The organism is Veillonella intestinalis (assembly GCF_943193155.1).
GTDB lineage: Bacteria > Bacillota > Negativicutes > Veillonellales > Veillonellaceae > Veillonella_A > Veillonella_A intestinalis.
In genome coordinates this window covers 16,587-34,967 of sequence record NZ_CALPDB010000002.1, presented here as the reverse complement: position 1 = coordinate 34,967, position 18,381 = coordinate 16,587, and the positions used below count along the sequence as shown (strand labels likewise).

The window sequence follows — 18,381 nt, the reverse complement described above, 5'->3', positions numbered from 1 at the left end:
AATGGCATTAGAAACTAAAATATATAGACAATTAGAAGACGCTGATATTGCTGAATTGGGCGCCCGCTTACGGGACGGTCAATTAGTAGCGATTCCGACGGAAACCGTATATGGCTTAGGGGCTAATGGGTTTGATGAAGTAGCTATGGCTCGTATTTATGAAGCCAAAGGTCGTCCGTCTGATAATCCATTAATTTTACATGTTCCTAATCAGGCTAGTGTTCTACCTTTAGTAAAGGAAATTCCACCTATTGCGAAACAATTAATGGATGCCTTTTGGCCAGGACCATTAACAATCATTTTGCCTAAGTCTGATAAAGTGCCACTTCGAGCTACTGGTGGTCTTGATAGTGTAGCAATCCGTTCTCCAGACCATGAAGTCTGTCGGGCTATTTTAGAAGCGGCTGGCGTGCCTATTGCGGCTCCTAGTGCTAATATTTCAGGCCGACCTAGCCCGACTACGGCTGAAGCTGTATACCACGATATGAAAGGGCGAATTGAGGCGATTGTTGATGCAGGTCCTTGCGAGGTAGGTGTGGAATCTACGATTGTAGAATGTGGTGAAGACAGCGTGACCATATTACGACCCGGTGGTGTAACTGACGCTATGCTACGTCAGGTGGTTAGTCAGGTAAATTTTGATGAAGCGTTGACAGCACCAGATGTGGCACCCAAAGCACCGGGAATGAAATATAAGCACTATGCACCAGATGGAGAAATGACTACTTATGTAGGCGTTCCTAAATTAATTAGTGAAGCTATGATTGAAGCTATGGAATCAATTCAAGCTGAATATAAAGCAAAGACGCAAGCTATGGCGGGTGAGCATAATATAAAACCATTACGATTTGGCTTCTTAATTAATGAGGAAGTGGCTCAATTCTTAGACATATATTTGGCTGATTTATCGGTGCCATTTGAATTTACTATTTATGGCAATGCGGCAGATTATCGAGGGTTAGCACGTTCATTATATGCCTCCTTATTGATGTTCAATGATGCTGGTGTGACTCATATATTTGCTACGGGCGTACCACGGCAAGGTTTTGGGCGAGCTATCATGAATCGCATGGATAAGGCGAGCGGCTATAAAATTGTAAATGCTATTCCTAAGCGATAATAATCAGGGCTTTAGTTATTAGGAAATGAGGTTTATTATGAATATTTTATTTGTTTGCACAGGCAATACTTGTCGCAGTCCAATGGCAGAAGGTTTATTGCGTGTAATGGCGGAAAAAGAAAATAAAGATATTACTACACTATCAGCGGGCTTATTTACAGCACCAGGGGGGCGGGTATCACCATATGCTGAAACGGCAGTTAAAGATATGGTAGATATTTCGATGCATCAGTCTCGACCACTCACTAAAGCGTTAATTGATGCGGCTGATTTAATATTAGGTCTTTCCTCTGATCATAAAAACGTATTACTTCGTCAATTCCCTGATTTGAAAGATAAAATAATGACCTTAGGTGAATGGGCTGGCACTCAGGAAGATGTAGCAGACCCATTTGGTGGCACACAAGAAGAATATGATGCCTGTGCCGCTCAAATTAAAACCTTATTAGCAAAAGGGTTAGCTAATTTAAAATAAGTTTACCTTAACTTTCATTGGTTAATTAATTTCTAATAATGTTACTTTTTAGAGATATTTATAGTTGTTGGTTAGTATTGATATTTTTAAATATAAATACTATTTTCTATAAATTGACAAGTATCTTTAGAATATGTACAAATGTCGTTGCTTGATTTAATACGACATAGTAAAATAGTGTGAGAGATATTTATATTTCAAAGTAGCGATTAGGAGGGATAGGATGAAAGTAGCCATTGGTGCAGACCATGGTGGAGTTCATTTAAAGGCTGCTGTAAAAGCGGTTCTTGATGAGCTTAACGTGGACTATACTGACTTCGGAACTGATTCTGAAGCATCAGTAGATTATCCAGACATTGCAGCTCCAGTAACTAAAGCGGTAGCAGCGGGTGAATATGATCGGGGCATTTTAATTTGTGGCACTGGTATTGGTATTGGTATTGCGGCTAATAAAGTAGCGGGTATTCGTGCGGCACTTTGTCATGATACATTTTCCGCGCATGCTTCGCGAGAGCATAATAATGCAAATATTCTTACTATGGGTGAACGGGTTATTGGCCCAGGTCTAGCAACAGATATCGTAAAAATTTGGCTAACTACTGAATTTGAAGGGGGCCGTCATGAACGGCGTGTTGCTAAAATTGCTGAATTAGAGGCGTAAGCCTTTATAATTTGGGAAACAACTTTTATTTCATAGGCACTATGAGTTGAGTGTGTAGGAGGTAATGCTATGAGCATTCTTAAAGGTCAAGATCCAGAATTAAAACAATGTATTGATTTAGAGTTGAGCCGTCAGCGTAATAAATTGGAAATGATTGCGTCTGAAAACTTTGTTTCAGAAGCCGTTATGGAAGCGCAAGGCAGTGTATTAACTAACAAATATGCAGAAGGTTATTCTGGTAAACGCTATTATGGTGGCTGTGAATATGTTGATATGGTAGAAGATTTAGCTATTGCACGAGCTAAAAAATTATTTGGCGCTGATCATGTAAACGTACAACCTCATTCTGGTTCTCAAGCTAACTTTGGGGTATATTTTGCACTATTAAAACCAGGTGATACTATTATGGGGATGAACTTATCTCATGGTGGTCACTTGACTCATGGTTCTCCTGTTAATGTATCAGGCACATATTTTAACATTGTACCGTACGGTGTGAATGCAGAAACACAACAAATCGACTATGATGAAATGCGTAGTATTGCTTTAGAAACTAAGCCAAAAATGATTATTGGCGGTGGTAGTGCATATTCCCGCATTATCGACTTTAAGAAAATGGCTGATATTGCTCATGAAGTAGGGGCTATTTTCATGGTTGATATGGCTCATTTTGCTGGTTTAGTAGCTGCTGGCTTACATCCAAATCCAGTGGAATATGCTGATGTAGTAACAACTACAACACATAAAACATTACGTGGTCCACGTGGTGGTATGATTCTTTGCAAAGAAGAATATGCAAAAGCTATTGATAAAGCAATCTTCCCTGGTATTCAAGGGGGGCCTTTGATGCATGTTATTGCAGCTAAAGCCGTTGCTTTTGGTGAAGCCTTACAGCCAGCTTTCAAAGAATATGCACAACAAGTTATCACTAACGCTAAAGTATTAGCAGCAGCACTTGAAAAAGAAGGGTTCTTAATTGTTTCTGGTGGTACAGATACTCATGTAATGTTAGTAGATGTACGTAGCTGTGGCTTAACTGGTAAAGTGGCAGAGTTCTTACTTGATGAAGTAGGGATTACTTGCAATAAAAATACAATTCCATTCGATCCAGAAAGTCCTTTTGTAACAAGTGGTATTCGTTTGGGTACACCAGCGTTAACAACTCGTGGCTTAAAAGAAGCTGATATGGAAGAAATTGCGTCTATTATTGCTTTAGTTCTTAAAAACTCAGAAGATAAAGCAAAACATGAAGAAGCGGCTAAACGAGTAGCTGCTCTTTGTGAAAAATATCCTATGTATCCTAATCTATAATACGAGTAGCAGAGAGAGAGAGTTTCACATAGTGTGAGCAGGTTATACATTAGAGACTAGATTGTAGTATAATGTATAGTACACACAAAGTAATGCACAGTATTTAGGCATAAGGAGGCACTAAATTTTATGAATGTTAATGTAATGACTCATCCCTTGATTCAACATAAAGTAACCTTGATTCGCAATGTAGAAACAGGGTCAAAAGATTTTCGTGAATTATTGGAAGAAATTACACTATTAATGGGTTACGAAATTACTCGTGACTTACCTTTGGAAGATGTAGAAGTTCAGACACCATTAGTAAAAGCAATTGGTAAACAAATTGCTGGTAAAAAATTAGGGATTATTCCTATTTTACGTGCTGGCTTGGGCATGGTTAATGGCTTGTTGGAATTAATGCCAATGGCTAAGGTGGGGCATGTAGGTTTATATCGTGATCCTGAAACCTTAAAACCAGTTGAATATTACTGCAAATTGCCTTCTGATTTAGCAGGTCGTCGTATTATTGTGACTGACCCTATGCTTGCTACTGGTGGTAGTGCATCAGCAGCTATTACGCTTTTAAAAGAAAAAGGGGCTCGTGATATTCAGTTGATGTGTCTTGTTGCGGCCCCACAAGGGGTAGAAGTAGTCAATAAAGAGCATCCTGATGTGCGCATTTATGTGGCAGCTCTTGATGAAGACTTAAATGAACATGGCTATATCTTACCTGGTCTTGGTGATGCAGGGGACCGTATTTTTGGTACTAAATAATGTTCCTACAATACGAGAAATAGCTGTTAGCGTATATAGTGTATAAAATTAAATAGTTTGACAATAGAACAAGAATTGGTAGCCAATTCTTGTTCTATTTGTATATATAGGTCTTAAAGGCAGGTGTCTTATATGGATTTTACAAAGATTACTGAGAATTTAAAAACTCGTGGCTATACAGTTAAAAGATTTGCTACTGGTAAAGAAGCAGCACAATACTTAAATGAGGTTATTAATGGGGTGTCAGTTGGCATTGGTGGTTCTGCTACAGTAAGAGATATCGGGTTATTTGAATTATTAGAAACACATAATATTGTATATTGGCACTGGCAACAAGAACCAGATAAAGCACGGCATGGGGCAATGGATACAGAGATTTATATTGCTTCTGTGAATGGGATTGCTGAAACGGGTGAGATTGTTAATATTGACGGCAATGGAAATCGCTTAGCTTCCATGATGTTTGGACATAAAAAGTTATATCTAGTTGTTGGTAAGAATAAAATTACAAAGACTTATGAGGATGCTGTATGGCGAGCTAGAAATATTGCAGCGCCACAGCGAGCTCAACAATTGAAGGTAAAAACTCCATGTGCCATTAAGGGAGATCGGTGTTATGATTGTAAAAGTCCAGAACGAATTTGTCGTGGTATGGTAACTATGTGGGGCCCTACTAGCAGTATGGCTTGTGAAATTATTTTTATTGATGAAGAGTTAGGTTTATAAGAAGAGCAGTTAGCTGTGAATAACTTTCTGTAAAAAACATAGCTTAAAAAATAATTAATCATTACTTAAATGCATAGAATATGATTTTTTATCATTGGACATATATCTATATATCGAATATAATAGATGTATAGAAAACAGTAAATAACATAATATATTTATGCATAGTTTATATTTGATGTTTAACGTAAAGAGAGGTAACTAATGAAAATGAACAAGTCTTTAAAAGTATTAACATTATCTTTGGTAGCTGCAGGTGCATTTACGTTTGCACAAGCTAATGGTGAAATTACTTTAGATCAAGCTACAGAAATCGCATTGGCAAAAGTGCCTGGTGCTAATGCATCTCATGTTTATAAAGCACATCCAGATTGGGAAGATGGCCGTAAAGTATATGAAGGTAAAATCTTCTTCAATGGCGTAGAATATGAATTTGAAATTGATGCAGCTACAGGCCAAATTACAGAGTGGGATATTGACCGCGACTAATAGAATAAAAGATAATTTTAATTCTAATTTATAAATAATAAAAGAGCCCCTAATTAGGGGCTCTTTTATTATTTGTTATTTTTTGTAAGGATATTTAGTGTTATAGGATTAAAACATTAATGTTAAGAAACGCATAATAAACATGGCAACTATAGCATTAACTACACTTAGTAATATAAGAAGAGGCCAATATTTAACAGGTATATCAGCAACGCCTAACAAGCGTCCCATATATTGTAATTGAGAGCCTATTAAGAAGATTGCCGGCATTAAGATAGTTGCACCTGTACCATCTAGTATGCCTTGTCCCATTAAACTTACCGCTATTCCTACGCCAGCAGAAGAAGATAACCAAGAGGTTAGTAATACCGTAATAGCTTCACCAGGGAGACCAAAGACAGCCATAATTGGCCCAAATATAACACCTACTAAATCTAATATGCCTAATAGTTTTAATATAAGCGCTAGGGTATAGGCCATTAATACATTTGGTAATAAATTAGTGGTACCTACTGTAAATCCTTTACGGGCACCAATGATAAAAATATCGAAAGGATTTTTACTTGTTTTATTGTTGCTCATTAGTGAAGTCCCCCTTATAAATGGTATTTAAGGCGATACGGCAAAGTACTGCACCTAAGAATTTTAAAATAAAAATACATACTAATGGTATTGATAAAGGGAGAACTAATACTCCAAAAAGAGCGGCTCCATTTGAAAAGTAATTTGATATCATACCAGCTCCACTATATTGCCATTGAGCAATGATTATGAGTTCTTTTAAAGTAACTTGTTTATTATCGAAAAGTTCTTTAGTGAGGGCTGCGCCAGCATCAGTGCTTTGTAAATCAGTGATTAAAGCTAAGCCAGTTCTACCTGGTACTCGCATAATAGGATATAAGAGCGGAGTTAATAGTTTGTGAGCAGCACGGATTGCACCATATTCAGTTAATACTTCTAGAATACCAAGGGCAAGCATAATAGATGGAATAAGTGATAAAGCAAAAATAAAACCTTGTCGTGCACCTTCACCTTTTACACCTAGGAAGTTTAATTTACTTCCTTCACCACTAATGATACCAAATTTGCCACCTAATGTAGTAAAGTCGAAAGCGCCAAGCCAAGCATGGCCTTGAACTTTCATAAAAATTCCCGAGAAAAATAAGATTGCTACGGCTAAAGCAATGTAGTCAGTCCATTTTGTTTTGGGGTTCCAATCAGTTTGGTTTTGTTCTTGAATTTTCATTTGTAGCCCTCCTTTGAACAAATATACTTGTATAGTAGATGAAAATATTATAATATAGAGTCATGGACTCTTTCAATCCCTATTACTAAAATTTTTTAAAAATTTAATCAAAATGTTTATCTGTTATGTGAAGTTATTGATTAAGTATTTATAAGAATAATAGCTTTTGGAAAAGTTTTGTCTGTTTAATTATTTAAGGAGGGACTTATATGAGTAATGTACTAACATACTATAATTATTTACATACTATACCAGAATTAGGTTTTGAAGAGGTTAAGACATCTAAATTTATTGCTGATAAATTAGTTGAATTTGGTTTTGACAAAGTTGAGACTAATGTGGGCGGAACAACAGGTGTAGTAGCGACATTGGATAGTGGAAATCCTGGTCCAACAGTGTTATTGCGTGCTGATATGGATTGTTTAGCACATAATATTAATGGTGAGGTAGTCCTTAGACATACATGTGGACATGATAGTCATTCTTCAATGCTTTTAGCAACTGCTGAAGAAGTGATTAAAAACTATTCTGTTAAGCAGGGAAAACTTAAATTTTTATTTCAACCAGCTGAAGAACTTGGAACAGGAGCTCATGCAATTGCTGATGCCGGTGTTTTAGAAGGAGTAGATTATGCTTTTGGTGCTCATGTACGGCCGTTAGAGGAAGCTAGCAATGGACAAGCTGTTGCGGCAATATATTATGCATCTTCAGCTACTATTCAAGCGACATTTACTGGGGTTACTAGTCATGCTGCACGACCTCATTTAGGAGTTAATGCATTAGATGCTGCAGTTCTTGCAATTAATGCTGTTAATACTATTCATTTGCGTCCTACAGAGTCCTACAGTGTAAAGGCTACACAGATTCATGCAGATAGTGGAGTAACTAATAGCATTCCTGGAAGTGCAGCTGTAACATGGGATTTGAGAGCTCAGTTAAATCCAACAATGAAGGAACTTCATAGTAAAGTTATACAGGCTATTACTAATGCGGGAACTGCTAATGGATGTACGGTTGCATATGATGACAGTAAAATGTTAACAGCTGCAGAGCATAATGAAGAATGTATTGAGTTATTAAAAGCAGCGATTATTGATGTATTAGGTGAAGAAAATATGGTGCCAGAGGTAGTAACTCCTGGTGGTGAAGATTTTTGGGTGTATACAAATCGTTATCCTAATTTAAAAGCAGGCTTTTTTGGTTTAGGATGTGATTTAAAGCCCGGTCTTCATCATCCTGATATGAGTTTTGATACTAGTGCCTTAGAAAATGGAGTGAAAATATATTTAGCAACACTTAAACATTTGAAAACTATTTAATATATAAATTAGTTAAATAGTTAAACTTTAAATTTAAAATTATATGAGTGGTAAGAGAAGGACATGCGATGATATAGTTATTGCATGTCCTTTTTATATGGATTAATAGTATAGCTAGATTTGTGATATGATCTAACTTTTAGGATATGTTTTAACTTTAGTAAGTAAGAGCTAGAAATAAATTACTTTTGTTTATGTGTTAGTTTTAATTAATTTTGTAAGTTAAGGATTTCGTTAATAGAATAATATTAATATAAGAGTTTGTTGGTAAATTATAATTAAACTTCTTGACTTGAAGTTGGCTCCAAGGTATAGAGTAATCATATGAGTAAGACGAATACATATTGTCTTTCATGGGAAAGGAAGCGAACGTTAAGTAGAAGGAGTGAATATTGATGAAAGTGAAGCGAATTTTGGCAATTACTTGTTTAATTGTGAGTACAGCTATGACAAGTATAGCTGCTAATGAAGTGAGTTCTCATATGACAGGAGGCAGTACTATGAAAGTTTCAGATTCAGAAATGGTGACTACATCAGGGAAGGTTGTACCAAAGCAAACAGCTGGGCGTAAAGTATTAGGAGAATTTGCTCCTACTTTTGCCCATTTAAATGATGATGTATTATTTGGTGAAGTATGGAGTCGTGATTTAGAATTATCAGCTAAACAACGTTCAATTATTACTATTACTGCATTAGTTTCTCAAGGATTAACTGGTGAAGCTCTAAAAGCACATTTGCAAATGGGTAAAGCAAATGGAATTACTAAGGATGAAATTGCTGAAATTTTAACACATATTGCCTTCTATGCAGGTTGGCCTAAAGTATGGGCAGCCTTTCCTATGGCACAAGACATATGGTCCGATAAATAAGAAATACAGTTAAAAGTAACAAAAAGGAAGACACTCTGCAAGCAAATAGTTAAATCGAAGACTTTTTGACTTTACGCCACTGAGCTTATATTCTTGACTCAATGATAGTGTCAACATAGGTACTCTTAAAAATAAAGTTAAGGAATTTGTACAACGGAAAGTCGAAAAGGGAAGACACTCTGCAAGCAAACACTTAAATCGAAGACTTTTGGACTTTACGTTACCGAGCTTATATTCTCGACTCAATGATAGTGTCACCATAGGCATTCTTAATAAAATAAAGTAGAGGAATTTGTACAAAGGATAAGTCGGAAAGGGAAGACACTCTGCAAGCAAACACTTAAATCGAAGATTTTGGTTTGCGGTAGAGTGTCTTTCCTTTCTCCACACATCTGTAAATTCCTTAACAATATTTTGTAAAATCACTTGCGCGACACTACCATATGAGGTAGAATATAGGCGAGGATATTTTTTTATCAACGCTGGGACATAATCTGCACCGGCGGGATGAAAGAGGTACAGCATGAAAGATTTATCGGAGGTGTATCAACGAATAGCTCCGGAGTTAATGCGAATTGTTGAAGAACGCTATATACTGCTGAATCACATATCATATGCTCAACCTATTGGTAGACGCATGTTAGCTATCCTTAGCAAATTATCAGAACGAGTTGTACGATCACACGTGGAGATTATGAAAGATAATGGCCTTGTGGGATTTACACAACAGGGAATGATTTTAACTGAAGAAGGTAAGGAATTATTGCCTCAGTTAAATTCATCTATGCACGAGTTAAATAAAATTAGTGAGTTAGAAGCTAAATTAAAGGAAATACTCAACATAGATGAAGTGATTATTACTAATGGTGGTGGCGAAACAGATATGGATCGCAAGGAACTTGGGTTCCAAGCGGCCAAAGCGCTACAAGGGATTTTGCAAAATGGTAGTGTCTTAGCTGTAAGTGGCGGTAGCACTATGGCAACGATGGCGGAAGCGTTGCCAGCCAAAAAATGTCAAGCTACAGTAATCCCCGCTCGAGGTGGTATTGGTGAGCGTGTGGAGTATCAGGCTAATGTAATTGCATCTGTTATTGCCGATAAAATTGGCAGTACTTATAAAATGCTACATTTACCTGATGGGCTATCACAAGAGGCCCTAAACATTCTCATGACGATGGAACCGCAAATTAAAGAAGTCATTGAATTGGCTCACCAAACAGATATATTGATGTTTGGTATTGGCGAAGCTTTGCACATGGCTGAACAACGTCACATTACAGACGCACAAAGGGCTGTTTTACGGACTAAGCGAGCTGTAGGTGAAGCGTTGGGCTATTATTGTGATATTGGTGGCAATATTGTGTATACTACGAACAATGTAGGTATCACATTGACGGATATTGTCAACATTCCTCATGTAATTGCCGTAGCTGGTGGTGCTGGTAAAGCGAAAGCTATTATTGGTGTTATGCGAGCTTGCCGTAAAGGTACACTGATTATTGATGAAAGTGCAGCTGAAGCAATGGCTGCTTTATTACAGATTAGCTAGTAAATATATAGATGTTGGACATATCTATATAGTAGATTGTAACTATTGTAGGTAGATTGTTTATCTAGGAGGAACTATCATGGCAGTAAAAATTGGTATTAATGGATTTGGTCGTATTGGTAAATGTGTAATGCGTGCAACTTTGAATAATCCTGATGTAGAAGTAGTGGCGATTAATAATATTGGGGACATTGAAGGAGCGGCGCTTCTTTTCAAATATGATTCCGTACATGGCAATTTGAAAGAAGATGTAAAAGTAGATGGCGACTATTTAGTTGTAGATGGCAAACGAGTTCGTGTATTTGAAGATCGTAACCCAGCTAATCTTGATTGGTCTTCTGAAGGGGTAGAAATCGTTGTAGAAGCAACTGGCCGTTTCCGTAAACGTGATGAAGCAGCACAACATTTAGGTGGTACTGTTAAAAAAGTTATCATTTCAGCACCAGCTAAAGAAGAAGATATTACAATTGTAATGGGTGTAAACCAAGATAAATATGATCCAGCAAATCATCACATTATTTCTAATGCAAGTTGCACAACTAACTGCTTAGCTCCATTTGCTAAAGTATTAAATGATAAATTTGGTATTAAACGTGGTTTAATGACGACAGTTCATTCCTACACTAATGACCAACGCATTTTGGATACACCACATAGTGATCCACGTCGTGCTCGTGCAGCGGCTTTATCTATTATTCCAACAACTACAGGGGCAGCTAAAGCGGTTGCTTTAGTATTGCCTGAATTAAAAGGCAAATTGAACGGGTTTGCACTTCGTGTACCAACTCCAAATGTGTCTATTACTGATTTGGTAGCTGAATTAGATAAAGAAACTACTAAAGAAGAAATTAATGCAGCTCTTCGTGAAGCGGCACAAGGCGAATTAAAAGGTATTTTAGGCGTTTCTGATTTACCACTCGTATCTCATGACTTCAACGGCGATTCTCGCAGTTCTATCGTTGATGCTGATTTGACGATGACGATGGAAGGGAATATGGTAAAAGTTGTTTCCTGGTACGATAATGAATGGGGCTATTCTAACCGTATTGTAGACTTAGCTAAATTCATTGCTGACAAAGGCTTATAATATTAACAGGGGACTATGTATATAGTCCCCTATTTTACATGTCTTTTGGGATTATATGTTACTAGGTAAGTATTACTACTATCGGAGGTTATGATGAAACAGACGATTGAATCTATAGATGTAGCTAATAAACGTGTATTTGTCCGTGTAGATTTTAATGTACCTTTAAAAGAGGGCGTTATTACTGATGATACTCGTATTCGTGCAACATTGCCAACCATTAATTATTTAATTAGTAAAGGGGCAAAAGTGATTTTAGCCTCTCATTTAGGTCGTCCAAAAGGGGAGCGTAAACCTGAGTTTACCTTGAAACCTTGTGCCGAACGATTAAGCGAATTATTAGGTAAGTCTGTTGCTTTTGCTGATGACTGTGTAGGCGAAGCTGCTCGCAAAGCAGTAGAGGCACTACATGATGGTGACGTATTATTATTAGAAAATCTTCGCTATCATAAAGAAGAAGAAAAGAATGGTGAAGAATTTGCTAAGGCGTTAGCAAGTTTAGCTGAAGTTGGGGTTAATGATGCATTTGGGGTATCTCATCGGGCACATGCATCGGTAGAAGGTATCACTCAATTTTTACCAATGGTAGCGGGCTACTTATTAGAAAAAGAAATTAAATATGTAGGTGGTGCTGTTGAACATCCAGAGCATCCTTTTGCTGCTATTATTGGTGGCGCAAAAGTAAGCGATAAAATCGAAGTTATTTCTAATTTATTACCAAAAGTAGAAGTTCTTATTATTGGTGGAGGTATGGCCAATACCTTTATCGCTGCTAAAGGCTATCCTACAGGGGCATCTTTAGTGGAAGCTGATAAAATTGAATTAGCAGCTTCCTTAATTAAACAGGCTGCTGAAACTAATACGAACCTTCTATTACCTAGTGACTTTGTAGTGGCTGATGCATTTAGTAATGAGGCCAATCATAAAGTAGTACCTGCTGATGGTATTGAAGATGGTTGGATGGCTTTAGATATTGGACCTGCTAGCCAAAAAGCCTTTGCAGATGCATTGAAACCAATGAAAATGATTGTTTGGAATGGGCCAATGGGCGTATTTGAAATGGATAATTTTGCAGCTGGTACTAATGCAGTAGCTAAAGCTGTGGCAGAAGCCGATGCAACGACTATTGTAGGTGGTGGGGATTCAGTAGCTGCTATTGAAAAGAGTGGTTTAGCGGCTAAGATTTCTCATATTTCCACTGGCGGTGGTGCTTCATTAGAATACTTAGAAGGCAAAGCACTTCCAGGGATTGTAGCATTGGCTGATAAATAAGGAGGCTCTCATGCGTAAACAAATTATTGCTGGCAATTGGAAAATGCATACTAATTTAGCAGAAGCAACCATTTTGGTGGAAGGGATTAAAGAAGCCTTAGCTAAGACTTCAGTCGAACGAGAAGTTGTTGTCTGCCCCCCGTTTACAGGACTTGGTATAGTAGCTGATTTAATTGATGAAACTACCATTGGTTTAGGTGCTCAAAATATGTATTTTGAAGCTTCTGGTGCTTTTACGGGCGAAGTGTCTCCGTTAATGCTTACTGACGTAGGCTGTCATTATGTTATTTTAGGTCATTCTGAACGTCGTCAATATTTTGGTGAAAGCGATGCTTTGATTAATCAGAAAATTAAAGCAGCTTTTACGTATGATTTAGTGCCTATTCTTTGTGTTGGTGAAAGTTTAGCACAAAGAGAAGCTAATGAAACACAGGCTTTTATAGATAGTCAATTAACCGTTGCCTTAGCTGAGTTAACGGCTGCCCAAGTTAGTCAAATGGTCATTGCCTATGAACCTATTTGGGCAATTGGTACGGGTAAAACAGCCACAGCAGAACAAGCTGGTGAAGTATGTACGGCTATTCGTCAAAAAGTGGCGCGTTTATTTGATGAAGCTACAGCTGAGGCAGTTCGTATTCAATATGGTGGCAGTGTTAAAGGCAGTAATGCGCAAGAAATTTTATCACAACCAGATATTGATGGTGCTTTAGTTGGTGGTGCAGCATTAAAAGCAGATGATTTCATGGCTATTATCAATGCTTAAAATTAAATATACAGTAAGCCTGATTATTGCATAATATATTTGTGAAATTAGGTAGTCAATATAGATTTGAAAGGAATTGTGTATGGCAAAATTGAAAGCCCCAGTAATGCTAACTATTTTAGATGGTTTTGGCATTGGGGATATAAATGACCCTACGAATGCAGTGGTACAGGCAAAGCCAGAGAACTTTTTAAAACTTTGGGAAACCTATCCTCACACTCAATTACAAGCGTCTGGTCTTGCAGTTGGTTTGCCAGAAGGGCAAATGGGGAACTCTGAAGTAGGGCACTTAAATATTGGTGCTGGTCGTATTGTATATCAAGAGTTAACCCGTATTACTAAAGATACGGAAGATGGTAGTTTTTTCAATCGACCAGTAATAAAAGAGCTGTATGAGCACGCAAAAGCAAGTCGTTTGCAAGTCTTAGGCCTGTTATCTGATGGAGGCGTTCACAGTTCTTTAGATCATATAAAAGCGATTATAAAAGGCGCTAAAGAGGCTGGAGTTACTGAATTATATGTACATGCTTTGTTGGATGGCCGTGATGTACCACCACAAAGTGCCTTAACCTATTTAACTGATTTAGAAACGTATATGCAACAAATTGGTCTAGGAACGATTGCGACTATTGGTGGTCGTTATTATGGCATGGACCGAGATAAACGATGGGAACGCATTGAAAAAGCCTATGAAGCTATCGTAGATGGTGTTGGTGTAACAGCTAGTTCTACTAAAGAAGCTATTGAGGCATCTTATAATAATGAGGTTGTAGATGAGTTTGTTGTACCGGTGGTATTGAATGCAGATGGCGCTATTGCAGCGAATGATGCCGTTATATTTGCAAATTTCCGTCCTGATAGAGCACGCCAGTTGACTCGTGCGTTAGTAGATCCAGAGTTTGCAGGGTTTACTCGTAAAAAAGGTTTATTGCCACTTTATATGGCGACTATGACTAAGTATGAAGATGGTTTACCAACTCACATTGTGTATGAGAAAGAAGTGCTTACTAATACGCTAGGACAAGTGCTAGCTGATGGTGGGTATACGCAACTTCGTATTGCTGAGACAGAGAAATATGCTCATGTTACCTATTTCTTTAATGGTGGTGAAGAAGTGCCATTTGCAGGGGAAGAACGGATTTTAGTACCTTCACCAAAAGTGGCAACCTATGATTTGCAACCTGAAATGAGTGCCTTAGAGGTGACCGACAAGGTAGTGGCAGCTATAGAAGGTGGTCAATTTGATATGATCATTTTAAATTTTGCTAATCCTGATATGGTAGGTCATACCGGCGTTTTAGAAGCAGCTGAAAAAGCAGTACAAACAGTGGATGCTTGCTTAGGGCGCATTGTTGAGGCTATTAATAAAGTGCAAGGACATTTATTGGTAACGGCAGATCATGGTAACTCTGAAATGATGGTAGATCATACTACAGGAGTTCCACATACGGCACATACAACCAATCCTGTGCCACTCATTTTAGTGAGTGAAGCTTATAAAAATGCACAGCTTACAGCTGGTAAACTATGTGATTTAGCGCCTACTATGCTTGATTTAGGTGGCATAGTACAACCGGCTGATATGACGGGCCAAAGTTTATTAGTAAAAGAAAAATAATATATATTTATAGAGTAGATTAATTGATGTTCCTTTAAGGAGGTAACTATTATGGCAATGATTACAGATGTATACGCAAGAGAAATTTTAGACTCTCGTGGCAATCCTACCGTTGAAGTAGAAGTATATTTAGAAGATGGTACAATTGGTACTGCAGCTGTTCCTTCTGGCGCTTCTACAGGTATGTTTGAAGCAGTAGAACTTCGTGATGGCGACAAAGGTCGTTATCTTGGTAAAGGGGTAGAACAAGCAGTAGCTAATGTAAATGATGTAATTGGACCAGAAATTATTGGTTTTGACGCATCAGAACAAGTAGCTATTGACAACTTAATGATTGAATTGGACGGTACTCCAAACAAAGCTAAATTAGGCGCTAACGCAATTTTAGGTGTGTCTATGGCGGTAGCAAAAGCAGCAGCTGCTTCTTATGATTTGCCATTATTCCAGTATCTTGGTGGAACAAATGCTAAAGAATTACCAGTGCCTATGATGAACATTTTAAATGGTGGTGCTCATGCTGATAATAATGTAGATATTCAAGAATTCATGATTATGCCAGTAGGTGCTGAATCCTTTAAAGAAGGTCTTCGGGCTTGTGCTGAAGTGTACCATACATTGAAAAATGTATTGAAAGAAAAAGGCCTAGCTACTGGTGTAGGTGATGAAGGTGGTTTTGCTCCTAACCTTGGTTCTAATGAAGAAGCCCTTCAAGTTATTTGTGAAGCCATTAAAGCTGCTGGTTATGAACCAGGCAGTGATTTTAAACTAGCAATTGATGCTGCTTCTTCTGAATTCTATAAAGATGGCAAATACAATTTAGCTGGCGAAGGCAAAGTGAAAACAGCCGCAGAAATGGTAGAATTCTATGCTGATTTAGTAGAAAAATATCCTATTATTTCTATTGAAGATGGCTTAGCAGAAGAAGATTGGGAAGGTTGGAAGCTATTAACTGACCGCATTGGTAAAAAAGTTCAACTAGTGGGCGATGATTTATTCGTAACAAATACAGAACGTTTGGCAAAAGGTATTGTAGCTGATACAGCCAATGCTATTTTAATTAAAGTAAATCAAATTGGTACGTTAACAGAAACTTTTGATGCTATTGAAATGGCTAAACGTGCTGGTTATACTTGTGTTATTTCTCATCGTTCTGGTGAAACAGAAGATGCTACTATTGCTGATATTGCTGTGGCAGTTAATGCAGGACAAATCAAAACAGGTGCTCCAGCTCGTAGTGAACGTGTTGCTAAATACAATCAATTATTGCGCATTGAAGACCTATTAGCTGAAACTGCTCAATACCGTGGTCTTGATGTATTTTACAATATTAAGAAATAAGCTATAATAGCAGAGTCTATTAACTGATTAAACCTTTGAGGAAAGGCTATGTTTTATGAGATGATTTAGCTCATAAAGCACTCTTTTCTCAAAGGTTTTTATAATTCAGTAATAGTCCTTTTATTTTTATTAGCTGACTATTTTCTAGTGAATATAAAGGTAAAATTTTAACTTTTTATTGCTAGGAGCCCTATAATTCATTATAATGGAGAGTAGCGAATAAAAAGGGAGGTATAGCCTTGGCAAATTTATATATAGGCTTAGTTCATTATCCTATTTATAATAAGCATGGCGAAGTCATTACAACAGCGATTACAAATTATGATATTCATGATATAGCTAGAGTAGCCATTACCTATGATGTAAGCCGTTATTTTGTGATTCATAATATTCCTGCTCAACGTGACTTGGCCAAGCAGATTATGTCTCATTGGCAAACGGGGTTCGGAAGTACATATAATCCTGATCGTAAAGATGCTTTTGAGGAAGTAGTACTTGTTAATTCCATTCGTAGTGCTATTGAGGAAGTGACTAAGTTAGAAGGTCAGCCGCCATTAATCGCCACAACCGATGCTCGTACTTATCCTAATACAGTAAGCTATGCTTGGATGCGTAACACCCTTGAAAAGGGTCAGCAGCCTGTGTTAGTATTATTTGGTACCGGCTATGGTATGACGAAAGAAACTATGGAAGACTTTGATTATATTTTAGAACCTGTATATGGACATGGGGATTATAATCACCTTTCCGTTCGCAGTGCTGTTTCCATCATTTTAGATCGCTTGCGCGGTGAAGCTTGGTGGGAAAAGAACTGATATAAACACAGGATATTTTTAGGAGGTTTTAGTATGTCTGGACATTCCAAATGGGCCAATATTAAACATAAAAAAGGTAAAACAGATGCTTTAAAAGCAAAAATTACGACTAAGATTAGCCGTGAGATTACAGTAGCTGCTCGTATGGGCGGTGGTGATCCAGTAGGTAATATGCGTTTGAAATTGGCTTTACAAAAAGCACGTGAAAACAATGTGCCAAAAGATAATATCCAACGAGCAATCGCTAAAGGTGTTGGCGCTACTGATATGGATAATTACGAAGAAATTACCTATGAAGGGTATGGTCCTGGCGGGGTAGCGTTAACTGTAGAATGTTTGACTGATAATCGCAATCGTACCGCTGCAGATGTACGTCATGCGTTTTCTAAAAACGGCGGTAATTTAGGTGAAACTGGTTGTGTGGCCTGGATGTTTAACCGCAAAGGTGTATTTGTCATTGATAGTGAAGGTCATGATGAAGAAGAATTGACTTTATTGGCTTTAGAAGCTGGTGCTGAAGACTTGAAAGTTGAAGAAGATACTTTTGTTATCTATACTGCACCAGATGATTATGATGCGGTAGAATCAGCTTTAGCAGAGGCTAATATTGAAACTGTTGTAAGTAAGATTACAATGGTACCAGATAATACGATTGCCCTAGAAGGGGACAATGCTGTAAAAATGCAGAAAATGTTAGATGCGTTGGATGATCTTGACGATGTGCAAGACGTATATCATAATGCGGAGCTTCCTGAGGAAGACGAATAATCCCAATGAAATAAGCGCTATTACTGAACTTTTGAAGTTTGGTAATGGCGTTTTTTCTTTTTACTATACTTTTTACTCGTGGCTATATAATGGCTACATTATATATAGTGGCTACATTAGTTATTATAAATTTTGTCGTTTATTCAATTTTCGATGGTTTACTTCATTTTGTTTTCGGTTTAAGTTTGTCGGTAATTTT

General features: G+C 37.5%; 19 protein-coding genes. 17 read left to right on the top strand and 2 right to left on the bottom strand.

Going from position 1 to position 18,381, the window contains the following annotated elements:
- Position 1 precedes the first annotated feature (1 nt).
- The 7 genes from NFR44_RS02580 (at position 2) to NFR44_RS02550 (ending at position 5,538) form a co-directional block, all read left to right on the top strand.
- A complete protein-coding gene (locus NFR44_RS02580; protein WP_251440879.1) occupies positions 2 to 1,120 on the top strand; it encodes an L-threonylcarbamoyladenylate synthase in 1,119 nt (372 codons plus the stop codon).
- 37 nt (positions 1,121 to 1,157) lie between these two features.
- On the top strand, positions 1,158 to 1,595 hold the full coding sequence (locus tag NFR44_RS02575; RefSeq protein WP_251440877.1) for a low molecular weight protein arginine phosphatase: 438 nt from the start codon (positions 1,158 to 1,160) through the stop codon (positions 1,593 to 1,595).
- Positions 1,596 to 1,818: 223 nt separating this feature from the next.
- Entirely contained in the window at positions 1,819 to 2,256 is a 438-nt protein-coding gene (gene rpiB, locus NFR44_RS02570; protein ID WP_251440874.1) for a ribose 5-phosphate isomerase B, read from the top strand.
- A 69-nt stretch (positions 2,257 to 2,325) separates the two neighbouring features.
- A complete protein-coding gene (glyA, locus tag NFR44_RS02565) occupies positions 2,326 to 3,567 on the top strand; it encodes a serine hydroxymethyltransferase (protein ID WP_251440872.1) in 1,242 nt (413 codons plus the stop codon).
- A gap of 129 nt (positions 3,568 to 3,696) precedes the next feature.
- On the top strand, positions 3,697 to 4,323 hold the full coding sequence (gene upp, locus NFR44_RS02560) for a uracil phosphoribosyltransferase (protein WP_251440869.1): 627 nt from the start codon (positions 3,697 to 3,699) through the stop codon (positions 4,321 to 4,323).
- A 132-nt stretch (positions 4,324 to 4,455) separates the two neighbouring features.
- Entirely contained in the window at positions 4,456 to 5,049 is a 594-nt protein-coding gene (locus tag NFR44_RS02555; RefSeq protein WP_251440867.1) for a lactate utilization protein, read from the top strand.
- 204 nt (positions 5,050 to 5,253) lie between these two features.
- Entirely contained in the window at positions 5,254 to 5,538 is a 285-nt protein-coding gene (locus tag NFR44_RS02550; protein ID WP_251440864.1) for a PepSY domain-containing protein, read from the top strand.
- Between the two features lie 108 nt (positions 5,539 to 5,646).
- On the opposite strand, the gene NFR44_RS02545 is transcribed toward NFR44_RS02550, so the two are convergent.
- Together NFR44_RS02545 and NFR44_RS02540 are read right to left on the bottom strand one after the other, a co-directional pair.
- Positions 5,647 to 6,120 carry a YjiG family protein gene (locus NFR44_RS02545; protein WP_251440860.1) on the bottom strand — a complete coding sequence of 158 codons (474 nt, stop codon included), beginning with the start codon at positions 6,118 to 6,120 and terminating at the stop codon, positions 5,647 to 5,649.
- Complete coding sequence (locus NFR44_RS02540) at positions 6,107 to 6,784, bottom strand: nucleoside recognition domain-containing protein (protein WP_251440857.1); 678 nt, start codon at positions 6,782 to 6,784, stop codon at positions 6,107 to 6,109. The genes NFR44_RS02545 and NFR44_RS02540 overlap by 14 nt, the downstream gene beginning before the upstream one ends.
- Before the next feature lie 209 nt (positions 6,785 to 6,993).
- Between NFR44_RS02540 and NFR44_RS02535 the strand changes: the two genes are divergently transcribed.
- The 10 genes from NFR44_RS02535 (at position 6,994) to NFR44_RS02490 (ending at position 18,182) form a co-directional block, all read left to right on the top strand.
- Positions 6,994 to 8,103, top strand: coding sequence for an amidohydrolase (locus NFR44_RS02535; RefSeq protein WP_251440855.1), 1,110 nt, complete (start codon positions 6,994 to 6,996; stop codon positions 8,101 to 8,103).
- Between the two features lie 395 nt (positions 8,104 to 8,498).
- On the top strand, positions 8,499 to 8,972 hold the full coding sequence (locus NFR44_RS02530) for a carboxymuconolactone decarboxylase family protein (protein ID WP_251440852.1): 474 nt from the start codon (positions 8,499 to 8,501) through the stop codon (positions 8,970 to 8,972).
- Positions 8,973 to 9,495: 523 nt separating this feature from the next.
- The gene (locus tag NFR44_RS02525; protein ID WP_251440850.1) at positions 9,496 to 10,521 is read left to right on the top strand and encodes a sugar-binding transcriptional regulator; all 1,026 of its coding nucleotides are present in this window, start codon (positions 9,496 to 9,498) and stop codon (positions 10,519 to 10,521) included.
- A gap of 79 nt (positions 10,522 to 10,600) precedes the next feature.
- The gene (gene gap, locus NFR44_RS02520) at positions 10,601 to 11,608 is read left to right on the top strand and encodes a type I glyceraldehyde-3-phosphate dehydrogenase (protein ID WP_251440848.1); all 1,008 of its coding nucleotides are present in this window, start codon (positions 10,601 to 10,603) and stop codon (positions 11,606 to 11,608) included.
- A 93-nt stretch (positions 11,609 to 11,701) separates the two neighbouring features.
- Positions 11,702 to 12,880: a phosphoglycerate kinase gene (locus NFR44_RS02515; protein ID WP_277612529.1), complete on the top strand. Its 1,179-nt coding sequence runs from the start codon at positions 11,702 to 11,704 to the stop codon at positions 12,878 to 12,880.
- A gap of 10 nt (positions 12,881 to 12,890) precedes the next feature.
- Complete coding sequence (tpiA, locus tag NFR44_RS02510; RefSeq protein WP_251440844.1) at positions 12,891 to 13,643, top strand: triose-phosphate isomerase; 753 nt, start codon at positions 12,891 to 12,893, stop codon at positions 13,641 to 13,643.
- A gap of 82 nt (positions 13,644 to 13,725) precedes the next feature.
- Positions 13,726 to 15,261: a 2,3-bisphosphoglycerate-independent phosphoglycerate mutase gene (gene gpmI / locus NFR44_RS02505; RefSeq protein ID WP_251440841.1), complete on the top strand. Its 1,536-nt coding sequence runs from the start codon at positions 13,726 to 13,728 to the stop codon at positions 15,259 to 15,261.
- 51 nt (positions 15,262 to 15,312) lie between these two features.
- Positions 15,313 to 16,599: a phosphopyruvate hydratase gene (eno, locus tag NFR44_RS02500; protein ID WP_251440840.1), complete on the top strand. Its 1,287-nt coding sequence runs from the start codon at positions 15,313 to 15,315 to the stop codon at positions 16,597 to 16,599.
- 239 nt (positions 16,600 to 16,838) lie between these two features.
- Positions 16,839 to 17,414, top strand: a complete 576-nt coding sequence (locus NFR44_RS02495) for an RNA methyltransferase (RefSeq protein ID WP_251440837.1) — start codon at positions 16,839 to 16,841, stop codon at positions 17,412 to 17,414.
- Positions 17,415 to 17,447: 33 nt separating this feature from the next.
- A complete protein-coding gene (locus tag NFR44_RS02490) occupies positions 17,448 to 18,182 on the top strand; it encodes a YebC/PmpR family DNA-binding transcriptional regulator (RefSeq protein WP_251440834.1) in 735 nt (244 codons plus the stop codon).
- Positions 18,183 to 18,381: the final 199 nt, after the last annotated feature.

Excerpts from the sequence above, each read along its gene's own strand:
- NFR44_RS02580 (WP_251440879.1), top strand. The coding sequence starts at position 2 with ATGGCATTAGAAACTAAAATATATAGACAATTAGAAGACGCTGATATT.
- NFR44_RS02575 (WP_251440877.1), top strand. The coding sequence starts at position 1,158 with ATGAATATTTTATTTGTTTGCACAGGCAATACTTGTCGCAGTCCAATG.
- rpiB (WP_251440874.1), top strand. The coding sequence starts at position 1,819 with ATGAAAGTAGCCATTGGTGCAGACCATGGTGGAGTTCATTTAAAGGCT.
- glyA (WP_251440872.1), top strand. The coding sequence starts at position 2,326 with ATGAGCATTCTTAAAGGTCAAGATCCAGAATTAAAACAATGTATTGAT.
- upp (WP_251440869.1), top strand. The coding sequence starts at position 3,697 with ATGAATGTTAATGTAATGACTCATCCCTTGATTCAACATAAAGTAACC.
- NFR44_RS02555 (WP_251440867.1), top strand. The coding sequence starts at position 4,456 with ATGGATTTTACAAAGATTACTGAGAATTTAAAAACTCGTGGCTATACA.
- NFR44_RS02550 (WP_251440864.1), top strand. The coding sequence starts at position 5,254 with ATGAAAATGAACAAGTCTTTAAAAGTATTAACATTATCTTTGGTAGCT.
- NFR44_RS02545 (WP_251440860.1), bottom strand. The coding sequence starts at position 6,120 with ATGAGCAACAATAAAACAAGTAAAAATCCTTTCGATATTTTTATCATT.
- NFR44_RS02540 (WP_251440857.1), bottom strand. The coding sequence starts at position 6,784 with ATGAAAATTCAAGAACAAAACCAAACTGATTGGAACCCCAAAACAAAA.
- NFR44_RS02535 (WP_251440855.1), top strand. The coding sequence starts at position 6,994 with ATGAGTAATGTACTAACATACTATAATTATTTACATACTATACCAGAA.
- NFR44_RS02530 (WP_251440852.1), top strand. The coding sequence starts at position 8,499 with ATGAAAGTGAAGCGAATTTTGGCAATTACTTGTTTAATTGTGAGTACA.
- NFR44_RS02525 (WP_251440850.1), top strand. The coding sequence starts at position 9,496 with ATGAAAGATTTATCGGAGGTGTATCAACGAATAGCTCCGGAGTTAATG.
- gap (WP_251440848.1), top strand. The coding sequence starts at position 10,601 with ATGGCAGTAAAAATTGGTATTAATGGATTTGGTCGTATTGGTAAATGT.
- NFR44_RS02515 (WP_277612529.1), top strand. The coding sequence starts at position 11,702 with ATGAAACAGACGATTGAATCTATAGATGTAGCTAATAAACGTGTATTT.
- tpiA (WP_251440844.1), top strand. The coding sequence starts at position 12,891 with ATGCGTAAACAAATTATTGCTGGCAATTGGAAAATGCATACTAATTTA.
- gpmI (WP_251440841.1), top strand. The coding sequence starts at position 13,726 with ATGGCAAAATTGAAAGCCCCAGTAATGCTAACTATTTTAGATGGTTTT.
- eno (WP_251440840.1), top strand. The coding sequence starts at position 15,313 with ATGGCAATGATTACAGATGTATACGCAAGAGAAATTTTAGACTCTCGT.
- NFR44_RS02490 (WP_251440834.1), top strand. The coding sequence starts at position 17,448 with ATGTCTGGACATTCCAAATGGGCCAATATTAAACATAAAAAAGGTAAA.